The sequence below is a fragment of the Pseudidiomarina tainanensis genome, from assembly GCF_900115255.1.
Classification (GTDB): domain Bacteria; phylum Pseudomonadota; class Gammaproteobacteria; order Enterobacterales; family Alteromonadaceae; genus Pseudidiomarina; species Pseudidiomarina tainanensis.
Genome location: NZ_FOYU01000001.1, coordinates 778,120 through 797,803 on the forward strand (window position 1 = coordinate 778,120; position 19,684 = coordinate 797,803).

Below are 19,684 nucleotides of genomic sequence, written 5' to 3' on the forward strand. Positions count from 1 at the left end.
GCTGGCTTGATGAAAATTTAGACAGTTGGCGTAACAGCACCATGACAGTTTTATGAATATTCAGTGACAAACTTGAATAACACTACAGTTCATCGGTTGTTTCACAGCGCTAAAAATTCGATAATAGGCACTATTCAATGTAATGGGACGGATTTTCGCATGGGTGACTACTTGCTACTGTTGGTGGCAACGGTACTAGTCAACAATTTCGTGTTGGTTAAATTCCTTGGGCTGTGCCCGTTTATGGGGGTTTCTAACAAGCTAGAAACTGCCATCGGCATGTCTGCGGCAACCACCTTTGTACTGACCTTAGCGTCGGTTTCAAGCTATTTGGTGAACCAATACATTTTGGCGCCGCTGGATTTAATGGCGTTGCAAACGTTGAGCTTTATTCTGGTGATTGCCGTGGTGGTCCAATTCACCGAAATGGTCGTGCATAAAACGAGCCCTACTTTATATCGCTTGCTCGGTATTTTCTTACCGCTCATCACCACCAACTGTGCGGTACTCGGTGTCGCGTTGTTGAATATCAACGAGCAACACAACTTTATTGAATCCATTGTGTATGGATTTGGCGCTGCGGTCGGTTTCTCATTAGTCCTTATTTTATTCTCCGCATTACGCGAGCGGCTCGCTGCTGCAGATGTGCCAATCCCGTTCAAAGGCGCCGCAGTGGCCATGATCACCGCCGGCCTTATGTCATTAGCCTTTATGGGCTTTAGCGGCTTGGTGACCACCTCATGACCGTGGTAACCGCACTCATTGTATTGGGCGTTCTGGCGCTCATTTTCGGCTTAATCCTTGGCTTCGCAGCAGTTCGCTTCCGCGTTGAAAGTGACCCGATCGTGGATCAAATTGATGCGATTCTGCCACAAACCCAGTGTGGTCAATGTGGCTACCCCGGTTGTCGCCCGTATGCCGAAGCCATTGCCAATGGCGACGAAATTAATAAATGCCCCCCAGGCGGTCAATCAACGATTAATGCGCTTGCCGATTTGATGGGCGTTGAAGCAAAACCGCTGGATTCAGCTCATGGCGAAGAAGACGTGAAAAAAGTCGCGGTCATTCGTGAAGATGAATGTATCGGTTGCACCAAATGTATTCAGGCGTGTCCAGTGGACGCCATTTTAGGCGCCGCAAAACAAATGCACACCGTGATTGCTCATGAGTGCACCGGCTGTGACCTTTGTGTCGAGCCTTGCCCGGTGGATTGTATCGACATGGTTCCGGTACCAGTGCGTCCGGATAATTGGCAGTGGGATCTGAAGCAGATTCCGGTTCGCGTGGTAGATGCAGTGGAGTCGTCAAACTAATGTCAGCAGCAACCAAAGCCATTGAAGCCGGCCACATCTGGACCTTTCCAGGCGGTATTCACCCGCCTGAGCGCAAAGAGATATCGAACCAGACGCCAATCGCACCATTGCCATTGGCGCAACAATACACGATCCCGGTGAAGCAGCACTCAGGTGCGCCCGGCGAAGTACTCGTGCAGGTCGGCGATAAAGTAAAAGCTGGCCAAGCCCTGACCCAAGTGGGTGCGAATAACGGCTTACCAGTGCATGCGCCAACCTCAGGCACGGTTACCGCCATCGGTCCCGGCATGATTGCGCATCCGTCTGGACTTACCGACACTGTCATAACCATTGAAGCCGATGGCAATGATGAGCATGTAGCGTTCGAACCACTGGCCAATTACACCGAAATCAGCCGCGCCGAGTTGCTCGAGCGCATTAAAACGGCAGGTATCGCCGGCTTAGGTGGCGCAGGCTTTCCAACCGCACAGAAGCTTGCTCTACAGCGGCCGTTGGATTACTTAATTATTAACGGCGTTGAGTGCGAACCCTATATCAGCGCCGATGACCGCTTAATGCGTGAGCATGCGCAAACCATCATTGATGGCACCGAGATACTCTTGCATATTGCCGGCTGTGAAAAAGCACTCATTGCTATTGAAGCGAATAAGCCAGAAGCCATTGCCGCATTTGAAGCCTTACTCGATAAACATCCGCAACTCTCATTGCGTGTGGTTCCGGTAAAATATCCATCAGGTGGTGAGAAGCAGTTAATTCAGTTGCTCACTGGGCGCCAAGTACCCAGCCGTGGGTTGCCAATTGATGTTGGCTTGGTGATGCAGAACGTGGGCACCGCCTACGCCGTCGCACAAGCGACTTTGCAAGGCAAACCGTTGTTGGAGCGCGTGGTCACGGTAACCGGCGAAAACGTTGCGAAACCTGGTAATTACTGGGTTCGTATCGGCACCCCTGTTGCCTATTTGCTGGAGCAGTGCGGCTTCAAACCAGAGCCAGAGCAACGCGTAATTATGGGTGGCCCAATGATGGGCTTTACCCTCGCTGATCTGTCGGTGCCGGTGGTCAAAATCACCAACTGTATTCTTGTGCCAAGCAGCCAAGAGCTTGCCCCAGCGCAAGACGAAATGGCCTGTATTCGTTGTGGCGCCTGCGCTGACGTCTGTCCTGCCCAGCTGTTGCCACAGCAATTGCAGTGGCTCGCCAAAGCCAAAGATTACGACGGTTTGGAACAGCAAAACCTATTCGATTGCATTGAATGCGGCGCTTGCGCGTATGTCTGCCCAAGTGAAATTCCGCTGGTGCATTACTATCGCAAAGCCAAAGCGGAAGTACGCAACATTGCCCGTGAAAAGGCCAAGGCTGAAGTGGCACGTGAGCGTTTTGAAGCGCGCCAAGAGCGCCTTGAACGCGAAAAACAAGAGCGTCTTGAGCGTCATCGCAAAGCCGCCGAAGCACGGAAAAAAGCGCAAGCGGAAGCTGTCGCCCAAGGCGGTGATAACCCACAAGATGCCGTGCAAGCAGCCATTGCTCGCGCCAAAGCCCGTAAAGCAGCGCAAGCCGCCGCGGCGGAACAACAAAATAAAGATGGTGACGACGCATGACGTTTAAAATAGCAGCTTCACCCCACGCTCATCAGCGCCGCACCACGCAGCAAGTCATGCGTTGGGTCTATTTAGCGTTGATTCCGGGTGTGTTAGCACAAACCTACTTTTTCGGGTTTGGGGTATATGTTCAATTGGTGCTGGCATTATTAACCGCATGGGCAGCAGAAGGCATCGCTATGCGCCTGCGAGGCCGTCCAGTTGCACATGCATGGCAAGATCACACCGCTATCGTCACGGCGGTATTACTCGCCATCAGTATCCCTGCCCTAGCGCCCTGGTGGATTATCGTCATGGGCACTGCCTTTGCCATTATTGTCGTGAAGCATGTGTATGGCGGTGTTGGCCAAAATCTCTTTAACCCAGCGATGGCCGGCTATGTACTGTTGCTAATTTCGTTCCCAGTGCAAATGACCAGTTGGCCAATCCCGAATGAACTTGCTCAATTGCAAGTGAGTATCAGCGATACCGTGAGCCTCATTTTTAGTGGTTTCACCCAAGCCGGTTACAACCTTGAGCAACTGCGCATGGGCGCCGATGGCATCACGATGGCGACGCCGTTAGATAGCCTGCGCAATGACCTCAATCATCAAATGACCCTGAGCGAAGCGTTGAGCAAGCCGATTTTCGGCGAGCTTGGCGGCATTGGTTGGGCGTGGATCAACATCGCGTTTTTACTCGGTGGTTTGGTGCTGATTAAACAAAAGATTATTAGCTGGCATATTCCCGGCGGCTTTTTAGTGGGCTTGTTAGTGCCTGCGGCCATCTATTGGCTGTTTAACCCGGATCAAGCCATCACCCCGATGCTTCATGCGCTAAGCGGAGCGACCATGCTCGGCGCCTTCTTTATTGCAACGGATCCGGTTACCGCTGCCACGTCTAATAAAGGCCGTTGGTTGTTTGGTTTGCTCGTCGGTTTCTTAGTCTTCGTGATTCGCACTTGGGGTGGTTATCCAGACGCCGTGGCTTTTGCGGTGTTGTTGGCGAATATGACCGTGCCGGTGATTGATAAATACACCCAGCCCGTTGCCTACGGCCATGGAGGTCGCTCATGATTATTAAAAGTATGGGCCGCAATGGTTTGATCTTGGCAGGCTTTGCTATCGTCGCGACATTTTTAGTCATTGTCACCTCGTTGGTGACCAAAGAGCCAATTTCGCGTCAGCAAGAACAAGAATTATTGCGCGTTCTCAACCAGATCATTCCACCTGAGCAGCACGATAACGACCTGTATCAGAGTTGTACGATCATCAATAACGCTGAACTCGGCTCAACCCCACGTCGTGTATACCGAGCATACGTGAACAACCAACCAACTGCCGTTGCGGTAGAAGTCACCGCTCCTAATGGCTATAGCGGTGCGATTCACTTGCTTGTTGCGCTGAATGCAGATGCCTCAGTCGCCGGTGTGCGTACGTTACAACATCAAGAAACACCGGGGCTTGGCGATAAAATCGAAATTCGCAAAAGCGACTGGATCGCCAGCTTTAATGGCCAGCGCGTCAATGGCGAAGACGATCCGCGCTGGGCGGTGAAACGCGATGGCGGCATGTTTGATCAGTTCACCGGCGCAACCATTACACCACGTGCCGTGGTACAAGCGGTGAAACGTGCGGCTTTGGTATTTGAAAATAACCAGCAGGAATGGTTTAGCGCACCTGCAAACTGTTATGGCGAAAGCTCAGGAGCACAATCATGAGCAACGAAGTAAACACCTATAAAGAACTCACGTGGCAAGGCTTGTGGAACAACAACCCAGCCCTCGTGCAGTTATTAGGTTTATGCCCATTATTAGCGGTAACTGCAACGGTAACGAACGCCCTTGGTTTAGGGTTAGCCACCTTATTGGTCCTGGTTGGCTCGAATATTACCGTCAGTTTGGTGCGTGAATTCGTCCCCAAAGAAATCCGCATCCCGGTATTCGTCATGGTGATTGCCACCTTTGTAACGGTGATTCAGTTACTCATGAACGCCTACGTTTACGGCTTATACCAAGCACTGGGCATCTTTATTCCGCTGATTGTTACCAACTGCGCCATTATCGGTCGCGCCGAAGCCTATGCCTCGAAAAACCCATGGCATCATGCGGCATTTGATGGTTTGATGATGGGCTTAGGATTTACCCTCGTATTAGTGTTATTAGGCGGCATTCGCGAGATTTTAGGTAACGGCACCTTGTTTGATGGCGCCAACTTATTGCTCGGAGAATGGGCGGCAGATCTTCGCGTTGAATTATTCAGCGTGGATTACCCACTGTTACTCGCCATATTACCGCCGGGCGCATTTATTGTGATGGGCTTCATTATTGCCGGTAAAAACTGGATTGATAACTATCGTGCAGCCCATGCGGAGAAACCAGAGAAACACGTGACACGCGCTCGTGTGACGTCACAATAGAGCTATGAACAAACAAAAACGCGTTGAAATATTAGAGCGCCTGCGCGCCAATAACCCGAATCCAACCACCGAGTTGGAATACAACTCAACCTTTGAGTTGCTGATTGCCGTGTTGTTGTCCGCGCAAGCCACCGATGTGGGCGTGAATAAAGCGACCCGCAAATTGTTCCCCGCCGCACCCACGCCGCAAGCCATGCTGGATTTGGGTGTTGATGGCGTGAAGGAACACATCAAAACCATCGGCTTGTTCAACGCCAAAGCCGAAAATGTCATCAAAACCTGTGAGATTTTGGTGAATCATTATGACGGCGAAGTGCCCGAAGACCGTGCTGCCCTCGAAGCATTGCCGGGCGTGGGACGTAAAACGGCGAATGTGGTGTTGAACACCGCTTTCGGCTGGCCCACCATCGCCGTCGACACCCATATTTTTCGCGTCGCAAACCGCACCAAGTTTGCCCCGGGTAAAACCGTTCGTGCCGTTGAAGACCGCTTAGAAAAGGTCATTCCAACCGAATTCAAAGTTGACGCGCACCACTGGTTTATCCTTCATGGTCGTTACACCTGCATCGCGCGCAAACCGCGCTGTGGCAGCTGTATCATTGAAGATTTATGCGAATTTAAAGACAAAACCTCAGACGAATAGGAGCACCACATGCGTTTACTACATACCATGTTACGCGTTGGCGATATGCAGCGTTCAATTGACTTTTACACCAAAGCATTGGGCATGAAATTGCTCCGCACCGCCGACAACGAAGAGTATAAGTACTCGTTGGCGTTTGTTGGGTATGGTGACGAAGTCGATCACACCGTATTAGAACTCACCTACAACTGGGGAGTGAGCGAATACGAACACGGCGGCGCCTTTGGCCATATCGCGATTGGTGTGCAAGATATTTACGCCACCTGTGACAAGCTCAAAGAAGCCGGTGCTGACGTGTATCGTGAGCCAGGCCCAGTCAAAGGCGGCAAAACCATTATCGCTTTTGTGCGTGACCCTGACGGTTACGCGATTGAGTTGATTGAACGTAGCGCAAAGAATCCTGGGGATTTATGAGCAACGATAACGCCAATGCGTTAATGCAACAGCGCTTTCGCGGCTACATGCCGGTGGTGATTGATGTTGAAACCGCCGGTTTTAACTCAAAAACCGATGCGCTGTTGGAAATCGCAGCCGTTACCTTGAAATTCAATGAGGACGGCCTGCTGGTTCCCGACCAAACTTTGCATTATCACATTGAGCCATTCGAAGGCGCGAACATTGAGCAAGCCGCCATTGATTTCAATGGTATCGACCCACACTCGCCCCTGCGTGGCGCAGTAGAAGAAGGCCCTGCACTCAAAGAAATGTTCAAACCGATTCGAAAAGCGCAAAAAGAAGCGGGCTGCCAACGCTGCATTTTAGTCGGCCACAACGCCACCTTTGATCACGGCTTTGTGATGGCAGCCGCCGAACGCGCTAACCTGAAGCGTAACCCATTTCACCCATTTGTGACCTTTGACACCGCCGCCCTTGCAGCCGTGTTCCTAGGTCAAACGGTGTTAATTAAAGCCTGCCAAGCGGCTGGTATTGAGTTCGACAACAAGCAAGCACACTCGGCGGTATACGACACAGAGCGCACCGCTGAACTGTTTTGCTACATGGTCAACCGCTACCAAACCCTCGGCGGCTGGCCCCTGTAGCCCGGCGTTCCACGCCGGGTAGCGCAAAGCGCTGTAATTGCCGAATTCAACCACAGTGCTCGCAGCGAATAACGAATAACGACCTTAACGAGACGACCATGAAAACTAAACTACTCACAACCCTAGCCCTAACCGCATTGGCTGCACCAACCGCCAACGCGAAAATATTCTGGCAAGACATCAGCGCCACTTACTTAAACGGCTCCAACTACGAAGTTGGCGACAGCGACCGCCAAGTGTTCACCTTTGAACATGCCGGTGGCTATAGCTGGGGCGACTCGTTCTTGTTTGTCGACCGTTTGAAATCAGACGACGGTTTCACTGAAACTTACGCGGAAATTTCGCCACGTTTTAAAGTGTACGACTTTGCTGAAGACAACTTGGTAAAAGCAGCCTACGTAGCAACCACGTGGGAAGTAGGTGATGGTTTTGATAACTACCTCGTGGGCGTAGGTACTGACCTCAATGTCACCGGTTTTGATTACTTACAACTCAACGCGTATCGTCGTAGCAACGAATTTTATGAAAGTAACTATCAGCTCACCGCCGTTTGGGGCGTGCCATTTGCTGAAAATTTCTACTACGACGGTTTCTTAGATTGGTCATCGGCTAGCGAAGGCCATGCCGCTGAAATGAATTTCACTTCACAGCTGAAGTACAACATTGGCCCAATGATTGGCTACAGCAGCCGTTTCTACGTCGGCGTTGAGTATGCGCACTGGAATAATAAATTCGGCATTGACGGCGTGAACGAACGTAACCTAAATTTATTGGTGAAAGTTCACCTTTAACGCCGAATTAAAATAATTAAAAAGGACGCACACATGGCTTGGCAACAACGCATTCCACACATACTTGCTGTAATCATTGTTGCCACCATGGTGTGGTCATTTATCAATCCGTACGACATGCGCGTATGGTGGGCCGAAATGACGCCTATTTTAGCGATATTTATTGGCCTTGTTGTGACCTTTCGTAAATTCCAGTTCAGCAACACCAGTTACGTGCTGATGAGTGTGCTGCTAATCATGCACACCATTGGCGCCCATTACACCTTTGCCCGCGTGCCCTTCGAATGGGTGACCGAACTATTTGATTTTGAACGCAATCACTACGACCGCATCGCGCATTTCAGCGTGGGCTTTTATGCCTATGCCGCCGCCGAATTGCTGGTTCGTAACAAATGGGCACGCCCCGTGACAGCGATGTTCTTTGGCTTATTCTTCATCATGGCAATCGCAGCAAGCTACGAAATCATTGAATGGCAATTTGCGGTGATAGAAGGTGGCGATGCGGGTATCGAGTTTCTCGGATCGCAAGGCGATGAGTGGGATGCGCAGCAAGACATGCTCGCCGATACCCTCGGCGCACTGGCGGCATTGGTGCTGTTTTGGTTCTCCAAATACCGCCGCCAAAGTTAGCTTCTAAAGGGCTTACTCACCAATATCTTCGTTCCAGAGCTCAGGATTATTCGCAATGAACGTATTCATGAGCTCAATGCAGGTACGGTCTTGCAATACATCGACTTTGACACCCGCTTGGCGCAGCCGCTCTTCGGCACCCATAAAGGTTTGGTTCTCACCGACAACCACGTGTGGAATACCATACAGCTCAATCGCACCCGAGCACATACAGCACGGCGATAGCGTCGTGTAAATGGTGCACTCGCGGTAAACCTTCGCCGGCTGACGCCCAGCGTTTTCAAACGCATCCATTTCACCATGCAAAATAGGACTGCCACTTTGCACCCGACGGTTATGCCCGCGACCGATGATTTTTCCGTTGTGTACAATCACCGAACCAATCGGCACACCACCCTCTTCCATTCCCTTTTTTGCTTCCTCAATGGCTGCCTGCATAAATTTATCCATTTGTTATTCTCATTTTTGGTTTGAATCTTAAAACTGCTATGCTCAAGTCATTCCAACAATAAAAACTTCAAGGAAGATAGTCTATGAAAACTTTGCATGTCGTTGCGGTATTCATCGTGACATTATTCACTGCGGCACCGCTTGCGGCCGAAGAATCGTCTAAAGAAGAGTTATCGAAAGAAGAATATTTAAAGGAAGTGAATAAGGCGTTTGGTCGGATATACGAAGCGACCAATGGCAAAACGTTAAGTGCTCAACTCGTCGCACTAGAGGCGCTTTCTGTTGAATACAAAGATAATCGACCCGTGTTTGATTTGCTGCTGCAAGAGCGCGGCACCGCCTATTCATTGATGGGCAAACACAAACAGGCCTTAAACGCATTTGATCAACATGATCCGAATCCCGATGAATTAAACACTGAAGTCATAAACTTAGAAATACGCGATGCTGTGACAGCTATTGCTGAAGCTGCAGATAGCTACCAAGTTGTCATGATTAACGAGGCTCACCATGTTCCGCAGCACCGCGTTTTAACCTATCGATTATTAGAACACTTATGGGACCAAGGTTTTCGGTATTTTGCGTTAGAAGCTCTCTCGCCGGATGCCGAAAACGAGATCCCCGATGGCTATGTTCACAAGCCAGCCGGTTTCTACACCGAAGAACCAATTTTTGCGAGTTTAGTGCACTACGCCCGCCAGCTCGGATTCCAACTTGTATCCTACGATTACGGCTCTGAAATCGGTACCGGAACCGAAGCACGTGAACGTAGCGCAGTGAAGAATCTGCGCGAGAAAGTATTCAATGACGAGCCCGATGCCAAAATGCTGATTCATGTGGGATATAGTCATATCAACGAAGATAGCTGGCTCGCTCACTATTTAAAGGAAGCGACAAAGATTGACCCACTGACAATCAATCAAACTGACTTCACCGAGCGAAGCCACGTCAAACATGAGCCAAAAAGTTACACGTGGCTCATCGAGAACCATGATTTCAATAAACCTGTTGCACTTACCAAACCGGACGGCTCTTATTGGTCACCGACTCCAGAAGAATACGACATGACCGTCATCTGGCCACGCACGCAATACCGCTTAAACCGCCCCAAATGGGCGAGTTTGGGACAAGAATTAATGCCCGTAGACATTTCGTGGTGCGAACAAAATTTTCCATGCACAATTGAAGTGTATCGAGTGGGTAATGAGGATGAAGTCCCCTCCGACCGAATCGTTATTACTGAGCCAAATGTACCAACCGGTATTTTCATTTCGAAAGCAAGCCGATTGATCAAAGTTACCGACACCGCAGGTAAGCTAATACACACCGAGACGCTTCCGCTTGAGGAGCCAGAGTCATGAGTCACGCGAAAATTAATTATGTGGAATTACCTGCTCGCGATATCGAAGGCACCAAAGTATTTTTTAGCAAAGCCTTCGGCTGGACATTTGTTGATTACGGGCCGGACTACGCCGCTATAGAAAACGCCGGTCTAGACGGTGGCTTTTTTCGCTCCGACTTAGTGGCATTGACAAGTGCTGGAAGTGCGTTGGTTATTCTTTACAGCAATGCGCTAGAAGCGAGCCAATCGAAGGTTGAGGATGCTGGCGGGCAGATCATCAAACCCATATTCAGCTTCCCTGGCGGGCGCCGCTTTCACTTCACCTGTCCTAGTGGCAATGAGTATGCGGTTTGGTCTGATGTCGCGTGATCAGCTGGTGAAGTCAATCTTTCCGAAGTTTGAGATTGACTTCATTTAGTTAACTTGTTCTTATTCCAAACTTAATTTTGAAGTTTTAATAAGGACATTAAATGTTATTAAATAAAAAAATTGCTCAACTGGTTGCAATCTCATCTCTCGTTATCTCTCCTTTAGCCTTTGCCAATGAAGACGCGACTCCCAGTTTCGATCATGTCGGCGCAAGCTATGTAAGTTACGACATTCTCGACGAGTCACTCACTGGTTTCGGGCTTCACGTTGAAAAGTCGTTTAATGAACACGTATTTTTCAGCGCCAAACATACGGATGTATCAGAGGAATTTGCGTTAGTAACAGACCAAGGCACAGTCAACACCGAACTTTCGGCGTTGCTGACTCACGGAAACCTCGGCTACAAATTTTTCAACAACGGATCAACCGTCGTATACGGTAGCGTCGGGTATACACGCATGAAAATTTCGGCTAATGCAACCGATTCTTCTGGCGCCTTATTCGGCGAAGTCAGCGAAGGAGAATCTGGTGTAAACGCACAACTAGGCTTGCGTTCACGTTTTGCCTCGAACGTTGAAGTTGACCTCGCTATTCGTCACATCGATATTGCGGATGAAACCGATCAAGAAGTGAGTCTTCTTGCCCGTTATTACGGACAACAGAACTTAAGCTTTTTCGCTGGCTATAGCCGCTTAGACAGCGAATCGAGCAGCTTGAATCTTGGTGTGAGTTATCATTTCTAGATATTGAATAGCCTCGGCGTGTTGTTGCTGAGGCTTTCTTTTAACCTGCAGAATTTTCAATTCGGTTGTTTATGAGAAAGGTCTGCTTTGTGCCAATTGCGGACGTTAACCCTCCCGTGATCAGCTTGCAATTACTGCAATACGAAGCGGGTAGCTGTGAAAGGGACGATAAAGTTGATTGTTATGAATTTATTTCAGCGCCCTCGACGGCAGTCAACTGATCGCTGACGACCGCGATTTTTCCCAATTGCCCACCAAAAAGTATGCTGGAGATCCAATTTTTTCTCGTACCGATACCTTTGTTGCGCTATATCCGTTAAGAGCCTTAATTAGTAATTAAGGTTCTTGATGCTACACAAGAGCTGTAATTATTTAGTTTGCTGAAGGTAGATCTTTTTTCAATGCGAGAACCATCAAGAAAATCAAACCAATTGGAGGCATTAAAGCGGAAAATAAAGCAAGAATAGACACCAAAAGTGGCGTTTCAGTTTTTCGTTTACCTAAGTAGAATCCTACAATTGCAAAAATAACCGCTAGAACAATTATTGTTTGCCCAACTAATGCTGCATTTATGTCCATGGGTATTCCTTATCACTCATTAGCGCATTGGTTCACTAGAATATTTATTGTTACGAATTTTTTAAATTACCACACCAATTAGAATGAAGTAACCAATTATATGGTAGAGCCTGATACTAGTGAGCACGTTTACCTGCCCGAAGAATAACGGCCAGAGAGTTGTAACTTAGTATTCGGCTGGGGAGAGCAAACCCAACGTCCGTTGTTCGCTCAAAGCCGACATCAGTTCGATGTAACTAGAAAACCGCATTCAAAAAATCAAGCTGGCACTGATATTTTTCACTCAATAGGTAAATAAATGTCGGTAATCATCTCGTTCTCTGGAACGTCTGGAAAGAAGCTGACTCGCTCGAAGTAAATAGGAAAGTCTCGTAGCTCAGCGCCAGCATTTGATAGCCATGTGGTGTATAGAAAATTTACGATTTCACCGATTGAATCATCGCTACCAATATGTCGAACGACGGCGCACCGTCCAGCCGGAATCACTTTGTTAACTATACCGAAGTCATTAGCAGCTATCGGCGTATCCACAGAACAAGCGATATCGAACCGATAGTCTTCAGGTGCAGTAACATTCGGATCGTCATATACCAAATTAAACGTCTTACTTTTACTTGGCGGTAACTGATTAAGTTTTCGCCACTCAATAAATTTTTGTATTGAGTGTCCCACCAAATTCGGTGCCCCTCGATGTTCCATCACAGCGATTAGAGTTTCGGGAAACGTTTTTACTTCAACATCAAAATTCGTATCACTACTCATCATATTCTTCCTCCTTGATTAAAATTGCTCAATGTTGACCAACTGAAGAGCAGTCATTTACAGCAGCAAGCCCCAAATCAATATGCGCCACAATATAGCCGTATTCCTTGGGGGAGATTAAACCTTGCTCATATTGAGCTTCCGCGAGGTCATGATCCCAAGCTCGTCCGCATGGCGCCTCTGGAATTGAAGTGTCGAGCGTTAATAGATATTGGTAGCCATCATCCAGCTGATGCCCCTTACTAATCACACTTTTAGCACAGTAACTTAATGCATATTCCACTGCGAACTTATCAACGCTGGGCAAGCCTACAAACTCGACGTCACAACCCAATACACGATTACCCGATTGGTCGGTGTAATAGAGTTGCCCTGTGGTGCAGGCTGAAATAAAAAGTGTTGCTATGAAAACCGATAAAAACCTAATAATCAAAATCAAATCCCTTGTTAGTTATCATCAACATCACGCAACAGCTCTATGCGATACCGGTTGATTAGCTCCCCATCAACCTCTACCTCAGAATGCAACTGCCCGCCACAAGCTTCAATCATCGCTTTCGAGGCTTCGTTGTGCGTATGACAATGAATATGAGCAACTTCAATTCCAAGCTCACGCGCTTTACCAAGGCTCATCAACAACAACGCTTTACCGAGACCTTTACCGCGAAACCGTGGGCGTATGCTTAAGCCAATGTGTCCTCCGCAATGCTCAATTTGAGCGTTCAACCGATGCCGAATATTCGTGCAGCCAATAATCTCGTCACCATCGACCATCCAATATGTTGAGCTTTGCACAAAACCTGCCGGCACCGCAGTGCCTGTGCGAACACCTTCAATGCGCGCTAGCATCGCAGCAAAATCACAGTGATCAAAATCCAACGGAAATGGATACCGCTCTTCGTCACCGAGCTCATCGATATAAGCCTCGTAACTTGATTTCAAGCGTTCGTTCGGGAGAATAAGACGGTAGCTATTCGGGGTTGTCATGCATTATTCCATTGCGTTAAATCGCTATGCCGGCAATTTGTTAAACGTTGGCAAACTCTCAAGTTTGTTGTCCCAACTCGCTTTACTTGAAGTAAATATATGTGCTGTCGGCGTTTTCGAAACTTCTGTATCCAAGCTACCAGCGGGAACAACGAGCAAACCTTCAATTGCAGTGCTTGGCAAAGCAGAACCACACTCTTTGCAAAAGCATTTGTTATGGCGTGTACCTGCAAGTGTGAATGATGTGACGTTGTCAGCGCCCGCCAGCCAAACTAACTCAGCCGATTGCGAGAATAAATTGGCTGCATGCGCCGATCCTGTATCTTTTTGACAATGATGGCAGTGGCACAGAAAGAAGCTATCAAACTCGCCTTTTATCTCAAATTTCACTTCACCACAAAGGCAAGATCCCACGAAATCACTCATTGTGCATCCCCTTGCAAGATTGGCTTCTATATCCAGCGCCAGAATTGTTCAACATAAACGATAAAGTACAGCACTGCGGCAATATTTAATATAACAGTGAAGTAAAAGCCAACGCGGAAGGAGGTTTTGCGGGTTTTATGGCGGAATTGTTGCTGCGCAATCAAGGCACCGGGCCACCCGCCTAATACAGAGAGCCAATGGAGAACCTTTTCGGGTGTGCGCTGGTTGCTTTGTTGTGCGGCGCGCTTATCCAGCGCGTAAAGCAAATAGGTCACAGCACTTAGCAATGCAAAAGCCCAAGACACTTCAACCGGCAAATCGGTCACAAGGCTGGCATAACCAACGCCACCAATATAACCAAAGGCGATTATCAAAATGGGTAGCATCCACCAATCGACGCTTTCACGAACATAGGCCACGCCCGTTGCCCTGAGCTTTCCATCAGGTTGTTGCTGCAATTTAAAAGTAACTTCGTCACCTACTTTTGGCTTGCGACGTCGATTTTCAAACTCTTTGATATGCGCAAAAGTTTGCTGTTGTGAGCTCGCCATTTGCACAAACCCGAAACCTTTGTCCTCATTCCATTTCACCAAAATGCCATTGTGTCGCATGCCTTTATGTCCTTATAACGAAACACTCTGCGGATAACCCTTACGCAATATTACATTTCGGTATCACAAAAATCGACGACGAAACTCAGCTTTACGTTGTTCTTGCGTACCCTACTCACGACCTGTTGATAGTACCTCTCCAGACGGAACCCAAATAGCATCTTTTTTATCGACATCCCCAAATACTTCTAATTCATTACCGCTCAAGCTCGCGACCCAGGCGGCACTATAAGCATCGACTTGATCATGCATACTGCCGGCGCTAATTTTCTTCAATAACTTCCAATCTTTCGGCGTTGCTGGCCAGCCGGTGTAACGGGCTATGGCCTCCAGTTGTAATTTCGGAACACCTTTACCCGTTTTATGCGGGGCATTTGGCATCACTCGACGGATGTTTGCTTGCGGGAACACCTCTAAAATCGGTGCGATTTTCGCTAACTCGCGTGCAATCTCAAACCCAGCAAGCATCCATAACTGCATGGCATGCGGAACACGCGACAGTTCCCCACCACGCGACAAATGGTGATGCACCCTGGTGATTATTTCATCAAACTCAGTTTTTGACGGCGTTTTGTAGCAACGAATTCCTGCTTGATTGAGTTCCCGTTCAGCAATTCGATAATCTAACTCTTCTGCACGCGGTCGCAGCGGCGAATCAATGGCAATGCGCTCGGGTTTTAAATTATAGAAGTGACAAACGTCGGTAATGTATTCACGTATCTGCTGTGCGTACGTCAGATTGTATTCGTGCTCAACAACAAGCTTATTACCATGCCCATAAGGCGCGGCAAATGGCAGTTCTTTTACCGGTAACGGAATTAATCGCCCTTCCCGCTTCTCGGCAAAAACAATCGGAATTCGCTTCTTCACCGCACATGAAACATCAACCCCGATATATATAGATTTGGTACCCATTAACGATTCACTTGCTTCGTTTCAATGTTAACCACTTTGTTTGCTGCAAACTGAACCGTGAGATAGTAATCACCACCGATATCACCTTGAACAATGTAAGACCATGATTGAACAGTGCGTCCACCACGACCATATCCATCATTGACTCCTATTGAGTCTGTACTGGTATATTCCGGCGAACCTATCTTATTCATTACTTCAATTTTCGACATGCCACACCTAATCAATTCACCACCCGATATACGAAAAGAGCATGCTTCAACTGTTGAAGAATAAAAAAGTGCAAAGGCGAAAAATAGCGCAAAAATATATTTCATTACGTGATCTCCCTATAAATTCCATTCCATCAACTCAAATTTTAAAACGAGGAACCCGGTTGCTTTAAAAACTTCAATTCTTCCGCAGTAGATTCGCGTCCTAAAATTTCATTGCGATGCGGATAACGACCGTATTTATCAATAATGGCTTTATGCTTCAGTTCAAATTCGTAATTATTTTCCAAGCCGGGCTGATTAAACAAAATAACCGCTTGTTGGTGAATCACTGCCGATTCGCTGTGCATGTATGGCATATAAAGAAAGGCTTTTTCAGCGGCATTAAATTCTGCGTCAATACCCAACGAAACTGCTTCTTGAGCCAGTGCTAAAGCCATCGGATCTTGCGCAAAAGCGGCAGGTGTATCGCGATACACGTTGCGGGAGAATTGGTCGAGCACAATAATTTCCGCCAAGCGCTCTTTCGGTGACTCACGCCACTGCCATAACTCACCGTGAGCGGCAGCTGCCAGCATACTTCCAAATCGCTTTTTAATGGTGTCATCAAGTTCGTCACTTTTCACAAACCATTGTTGTGGGGTCAGTTCTTTAAACCAAAAATTTAAAACATCCGCAAAATCGTATCTTTTCATGCTATAAATTCCTATGTACTTGTTTGAATGTAACTGTTCATATCTCGGCGCACAAGTTCACAGGAGTCAGAACGCATGAAAACAATTGGGATTATTGGCGGCATGAGTTGGGAGTCTACTCAGACGTATTATCGGCTGATTAATCAGAAGGTGCGTGAACAACTGGGTGGCTTACACTCAGCCAAACTTATTCTATATAGCGTCGATTTTGCGGAAATAGAACCGTTACAACATGCTGGTGATTGGGCTGGAACCGCCGATATTCTGACTGAGGCAGCGCAAGCCTTAGAAACTGCCGGCGCCGATTTTATTGTGCTAGCGACCAACACTATGCACAAGGTGGCTCCTGAAATTGAACTAGCGGTGAATATTCCCCTGCTCCATATCGCCGATGCCACCGCCGCCGCATTAGAAGCCGAAAACATAAAAACCGTCGGCTTACTGGGCACCAAATTCACGATGGAGCAGGACTTCTACCGCGACCGGTTAGAAGCTCACGGAATTTGCGTTGTAGTGCCGAAACTACGCGAGCGAAACCGCATACATGAAGTTATCTTCAAAGAGCTATGCCTTGGCAAAGCCGACCCGCAATCAAAAGCTGACTATCTCAAAATCATCGACACGCTAGCCGGTTATGGCGCTGATGGCATTATCTTGGGCTGCACTGAAATCGGCTTACTTATTTCGCAAACAGACACACCAGTCAAACTATTCGACACCACCGAAATTCATGCGGAACAAGCCGTAAAATTTGCAATTAATTAAGAGCAGACATGCAAAAGAATAATATCAGCCTCAAATTTCTAGCCGATGCGCCAGAGCTATCAGCCACAATCGCCAAGTGGTATTACGATGAATGGGGTTCGGACGAAAACGAGGTCACTTACGACTACATTTATGATGTCGTGATAAATAAAGCATCCAATAAAAACCAGTTACCGCTGAGTATTATTCTGATGGTAAACGACGAGTTGGCTGGCGTTGCTGAGTTAAAGTTTAGAGAAAACAAGAATCACCCCGAATATACCCACTGGCTCGGTGGTATTTATGTCGATTCAAAATTTCGTGGCTTGGGTCTATCCGCCCAACTCATCGAGCGCGCAAAACAAGTGGCTAAAGAACTCGCGGTAAAAGATCTCTATCTACAAGCCGAGCCTCACAATGTTGCCCTCTACGAAAAACACGGCTTTCAACAGTTTCATGAAGCCAAGCATGCCGGCATAAAAACCACCATCATGCTCACCCATCTGCCCAAATAAAAAAGGCCGCCCCAAGGACGACCTCTTTCTTTTGTTTTTCGCTAATATCTAATATCTAATAGCGAATATCGCTTTTGCCTTTTACAGCTTGCTAGCGTTCTTAGACAGGTAGTCAGCAACGCCTTTCGCGTCAGCTTTCATACCTTCATCACCTTCTTTCCAGCCAGCTGGGCATACATCGCCGTGCTTCTGGTGGAAGTTCAACGCGTCAACCAAACGAATCATTTCGTCAATGTTACGGCCTAATGGCAGGTCGTTCACGATTTGGTGACGAACTAAACCGTCTTCGTCAATCAAGAATGACGCACGGAAAGCAACGCCAGCTTCTGGGTGCTCAACGTCGTATGCACGGCAAATAGAGTGCTTCACGTCAGCAACCAATGGATATTTCACTTGGCCGATACCGCCGTCTGCTTCGGCAGTGTTACGCCATGCGTTGTGCGTAAATTGTGAATCGATAGAAACACCGATCACTTCTACGCCACGCTTTTTGAACTCTTCTAAACGGTGATCAAACGCGATCAACTCAGAAGGACAAACAAACGTGAAGTCTAATGGATAGAAGAAAACAACAGCTTTCTTGCCTTTAATTTGCTCGTGCAAGTTAAAGTTTTCAACGATTTCGCCAGTACCAAGTACAGCAGCTGCAGTGAAGTTAGGAGCCTTACGACCTACTAATACACCCATGGTTAATCTCCATTTAGTTGTTTAAGTTATTCAGCTTCTGGCGCCGGATGACGCGCAGCAACTTCGTTAATTAATTCTTGTAGTTCGCCTTTTTGGAACATTTCCAAAATAATATCACAACCACCTACTAATTCGCCCTCTACCCACAACTGCGGGAAAGTAGGCCAATCAGCAAATTTTGGCAATTCAGCACGGATATCTGGGTTTTGCAGAATATCCACGTACGCAAATGCTTGGCCACAGCTCATCAGAGCCTGCGAAGCTTGCGAAGAGAAGCCACAGCTAGGTAACTTCGGTGAACCTTTCATGTACAACAGAATCGGGTTTTCTGCGATCTGCTGCTTAATTTTATCAACAGTTTCCATGACTACCTCAGGTAATGAGCGTTTCAAACGGCGCGTATTATACCATGTTCAAAAAATACAATCAGTACGCGAAACCGTCATAAAGAAGTTATACTTTAGGGTAAAGTTAACCCTTGAAATAAACTTTTGTGCCACAATCTAACTATATAGTGACGGCAAGTTTTGAATTCAATGGTAAAATAGCCAGAGTTCAAAACAAGTGTTAGAAACAACAATACATTCATTTTTCAATAACAACGGAGAGTCGACATGGCATTTGAATTACCAGCATTGCCTTACGAGAAAAATGCACTTGAGCCACATATCTCAGCTGAAACCATTGAATACCACTATGGTAAGCATCACCAAACCTACGTGACCAAGCTGAACGATGCGGTTAAAGGCACCGATATGGAAGGCAAGTCACTCGAAGATATCATCAAAACTTCTAAAGGCGGCGTTTTCAACAACGCAGCTCAAGTATGGAACCACACGTTCTACTGGCATTGCTTAAGCCCAAATGGCGGCGGTGAGCCAACTGGCGCAGTTGCTGATGCCATCAACGCAGCATTCGGTTCTTTCGACAAGTTCAAAGAAGAATTCAGTGCTCAAGCAGCTGGCAACTTCGGTTCAGGCTGGACTTGGTTAGTTAAAAAGGCTGACGGTTCAGTGGCGATTGTGAACACCAGCAACGCTGAAACCCCGTTAACTGATTCTTCAGTCACTCCTATCTTGACCGTTGACGTTTGGGAACACGCTTACTACATCGATTACCGTAACGCGCGTCCTAACTACTTAAACGCGTTCTGGAACTTGGTGAATTGGGACTTCGTTGCGAAAAACTTCGCATAAGTCTGATGAGTTCGAACGGCCAATACACATGCGGTGTTG

General features: G+C 47.6%; 29 protein-coding genes. 17 read left to right on the forward strand and 12 right to left on the reverse strand.

The annotated features are described in order from the left end of the window. Positions 1–159 precede the first annotated feature (159 nt). The 11 genes from rsxA to BM292_RS03840 all read left to right on the forward strand — a co-directional run bounded on the left by rsxA (position 160) and on the right by BM292_RS03840 (position 8,412). Positions 160–744 carry an electron transport complex subunit RsxA gene (gene rsxA / locus BM292_RS03790; RefSeq protein WP_092855427.1) on the forward strand — a complete coding sequence of 195 codons (585 nt, stop codon included), beginning with the start codon at positions 160–162 and terminating at the stop codon, positions 742–744. Further along, the gene (gene rsxB / locus BM292_RS03795) at positions 741–1,313 is read left to right on the forward strand and encodes an electron transport complex subunit RsxB (protein WP_092855429.1); all 573 of its coding nucleotides are present in this window, start codon (positions 741–743) and stop codon (positions 1,311–1,313) included. The genes rsxA and rsxB overlap by 4 nt, the downstream gene beginning before the upstream one ends. After that, positions 1,313–2,911: an electron transport complex subunit RsxC gene (gene rsxC, locus BM292_RS03800; protein WP_092855431.1), complete on the forward strand. Its 1,599-nt coding sequence runs from the start codon at positions 1,313–1,315 to the stop codon at positions 2,909–2,911. The genes rsxB and rsxC overlap by 1 nt, the downstream gene beginning before the upstream one ends. After that, the gene (rsxD, locus tag BM292_RS03805; protein ID WP_092855434.1) at positions 2,908–3,966 is read left to right on the forward strand and encodes an electron transport complex subunit RsxD; all 1,059 of its coding nucleotides are present in this window, start codon (positions 2,908–2,910) and stop codon (positions 3,964–3,966) included. Before rsxC ends, rsxD begins: the two co-directional genes overlap by 4 nt. Further along, entirely contained in the window at positions 3,963–4,610 is a 648-nt protein-coding gene (rsxG, locus tag BM292_RS03810) for an electron transport complex subunit RsxG (protein ID WP_092855436.1), read from the forward strand. The genes rsxD and rsxG overlap by 4 nt, the downstream gene beginning before the upstream one ends. Continuing rightward, a complete protein-coding gene (locus BM292_RS03815) occupies positions 4,607–5,308 on the forward strand; it encodes an electron transport complex subunit E (protein ID WP_092855438.1) in 702 nt (233 codons plus the stop codon). Before rsxG ends, BM292_RS03815 begins: the two co-directional genes overlap by 4 nt. Before the next feature lie 4 nt (positions 5,309–5,312). Further along, entirely contained in the window at positions 5,313–5,951 is a 639-nt protein-coding gene (nth, locus tag BM292_RS03820; RefSeq protein WP_092855440.1) for an endonuclease III, read from the forward strand. Between the two features lie 9 nt (positions 5,952–5,960). Then, positions 5,961–6,365: a lactoylglutathione lyase gene (gene gloA, locus BM292_RS03825; protein WP_092855441.1), complete on the forward strand. Its 405-nt coding sequence runs from the start codon at positions 5,961–5,963 to the stop codon at positions 6,363–6,365. Beyond that, entirely contained in the window at positions 6,362–6,991 is a 630-nt protein-coding gene (gene rnt / locus BM292_RS03830) for a ribonuclease T (protein WP_092855443.1), read from the forward strand. Before gloA ends, rnt begins: the two co-directional genes overlap by 4 nt. Positions 6,992–7,089: 98 nt before the next feature. Further along, complete coding sequence (locus BM292_RS03835) at positions 7,090–7,782, forward strand: DUF5020 family protein (protein ID WP_092855445.1); 693 nt, start codon at positions 7,090–7,092, stop codon at positions 7,780–7,782. 33 nt (positions 7,783–7,815) lie between these two features. Beyond that, entirely contained in the window at positions 7,816–8,412 is a 597-nt protein-coding gene (locus BM292_RS03840; protein ID WP_092855447.1) for a DUF2238 domain-containing protein, read from the forward strand. 12 nt (positions 8,413–8,424) lie between these two features. Here BM292_RS03840 and BM292_RS03845 read toward each other — a convergent pair whose 3' ends face one another. Next, positions 8,425–8,862 carry a nucleoside deaminase gene (locus tag BM292_RS03845; RefSeq protein WP_092855449.1) on the reverse strand — a complete coding sequence of 146 codons (438 nt, stop codon included), beginning with the start codon at positions 8,860–8,862 and terminating at the stop codon, positions 8,425–8,427. A gap of 83 nt (positions 8,863–8,945) precedes the next feature. Between BM292_RS03845 and BM292_RS03850 the strand changes: the two genes are divergently transcribed. From BM292_RS03850 to BM292_RS03860, 3 genes are all read left to right on the forward strand, one after another. After that, positions 8,946–10,223, forward strand: coding sequence for a hypothetical protein (locus BM292_RS03850; protein ID WP_092855451.1), 1,278 nt, complete (start codon positions 8,946–8,948; stop codon positions 10,221–10,223). Further along, entirely contained in the window at positions 10,220–10,573 is a 354-nt protein-coding gene (locus tag BM292_RS03855) for a VOC family protein (protein ID WP_092855453.1), read from the forward strand. The genes BM292_RS03850 and BM292_RS03855 overlap by 4 nt, the downstream gene beginning before the upstream one ends. Before the next feature lie 101 nt (positions 10,574–10,674). Then, positions 10,675–11,316, forward strand: coding sequence for an outer membrane beta-barrel protein (locus tag BM292_RS03860; RefSeq protein ID WP_092855455.1), 642 nt, complete (start codon positions 10,675–10,677; stop codon positions 11,314–11,316). A 372-nt stretch (positions 11,317–11,688) separates the two neighbouring features. Here BM292_RS03860 and BM292_RS03865 read toward each other — a convergent pair whose 3' ends face one another. The 9 genes from BM292_RS03865 to BM292_RS03905 form a co-directional block, all read right to left on the reverse strand. Further along, positions 11,689–11,895: a hypothetical protein gene (locus tag BM292_RS03865; RefSeq protein WP_092855457.1), complete on the reverse strand. Its 207-nt coding sequence runs from the start codon at positions 11,893–11,895 to the stop codon at positions 11,689–11,691. A gap of 279 nt (positions 11,896–12,174) precedes the next feature. Beyond that, positions 12,175–12,660: an AraC family transcriptional regulator gene (locus BM292_RS03870; protein ID WP_092855459.1), complete on the reverse strand. Its 486-nt coding sequence runs from the start codon at positions 12,658–12,660 to the stop codon at positions 12,175–12,177. Between the two features lie 25 nt (positions 12,661–12,685). Further along, a complete protein-coding gene (locus tag BM292_RS03875) occupies positions 12,686–13,090 on the reverse strand; it encodes a hypothetical protein (RefSeq protein ID WP_092855461.1) in 405 nt (134 codons plus the stop codon). 14 nt (positions 13,091–13,104) lie between these two features. Further along, positions 13,105–13,644, reverse strand: a complete 540-nt coding sequence (locus BM292_RS03880) for a GNAT family N-acetyltransferase (protein ID WP_092855464.1) — start codon at positions 13,642–13,644, stop codon at positions 13,105–13,107. A 24-nt stretch (positions 13,645–13,668) separates the two neighbouring features. Continuing rightward, a complete protein-coding gene (locus BM292_RS03885) occupies positions 13,669–14,070 on the reverse strand; it encodes a GFA family protein (RefSeq protein WP_092855466.1) in 402 nt (133 codons plus the stop codon). 26 nt (positions 14,071–14,096) lie between these two features. Next, positions 14,097–14,681: a cold shock and DUF1294 domain-containing protein gene (locus BM292_RS03890; RefSeq protein WP_092855468.1), complete on the reverse strand. Its 585-nt coding sequence runs from the start codon at positions 14,679–14,681 to the stop codon at positions 14,097–14,099. Between the two features lie 111 nt (positions 14,682–14,792). Further along, complete coding sequence (locus BM292_RS03895) at positions 14,793–15,596, reverse strand: DUF429 domain-containing protein (RefSeq protein WP_092855470.1); 804 nt, start codon at positions 15,594–15,596, stop codon at positions 14,793–14,795. Continuing rightward, positions 15,596–15,913, reverse strand: coding sequence for a DUF2845 domain-containing protein (locus tag BM292_RS03900; RefSeq protein ID WP_092855472.1), 318 nt, complete (start codon positions 15,911–15,913; stop codon positions 15,596–15,598). The genes BM292_RS03895 and BM292_RS03900 overlap by 1 nt, the downstream gene beginning before the upstream one ends. Positions 15,914–15,954: 41 nt before the next feature. After that, complete coding sequence (locus BM292_RS03905; RefSeq protein WP_092855474.1) at positions 15,955–16,503, reverse strand: DUF924 family protein; 549 nt, start codon at positions 16,501–16,503, stop codon at positions 15,955–15,957. Positions 16,504–16,578: 75 nt separating this feature from the next. Here BM292_RS03905 and BM292_RS03910 point away from each other — a divergent pair, with 75 nt between their 5' ends. Together BM292_RS03910 and BM292_RS03915 are read left to right on the forward strand one after the other, a co-directional pair. Beyond that, positions 16,579–17,268: an aspartate/glutamate racemase family protein gene (locus tag BM292_RS03910; protein ID WP_092855477.1), complete on the forward strand. Its 690-nt coding sequence runs from the start codon at positions 16,579–16,581 to the stop codon at positions 17,266–17,268. A gap of 8 nt (positions 17,269–17,276) precedes the next feature. Next, the gene (locus tag BM292_RS03915; protein ID WP_092855479.1) at positions 17,277–17,762 is read left to right on the forward strand and encodes a GNAT family N-acetyltransferase; all 486 of its coding nucleotides are present in this window, start codon (positions 17,277–17,279) and stop codon (positions 17,760–17,762) included. A gap of 81 nt (positions 17,763–17,843) precedes the next feature. Here BM292_RS03915 and BM292_RS03920 read toward each other — a convergent pair whose 3' ends face one another. Together BM292_RS03920 and BM292_RS03925 are read right to left on the reverse strand one after the other, a co-directional pair. After that, positions 17,844–18,449, reverse strand: coding sequence for a peroxiredoxin (locus tag BM292_RS03920; protein ID WP_092855481.1), 606 nt, complete (start codon positions 18,447–18,449; stop codon positions 17,844–17,846). A 26-nt stretch (positions 18,450–18,475) separates the two neighbouring features. Then, positions 18,476–18,814: a Grx4 family monothiol glutaredoxin gene (locus tag BM292_RS03925; RefSeq protein WP_092855483.1), complete on the reverse strand. Its 339-nt coding sequence runs from the start codon at positions 18,812–18,814 to the stop codon at positions 18,476–18,478. Between the two features lie 249 nt (positions 18,815–19,063). On the opposite strand from BM292_RS03925, the gene sodB reads away from it, so the two are divergent. After that, entirely contained in the window at positions 19,064–19,645 is a 582-nt protein-coding gene (sodB, locus tag BM292_RS03930) for a superoxide dismutase [Fe] (protein ID WP_092855485.1), read from the forward strand. Positions 19,646–19,684: the final 39 nt, after the last annotated feature.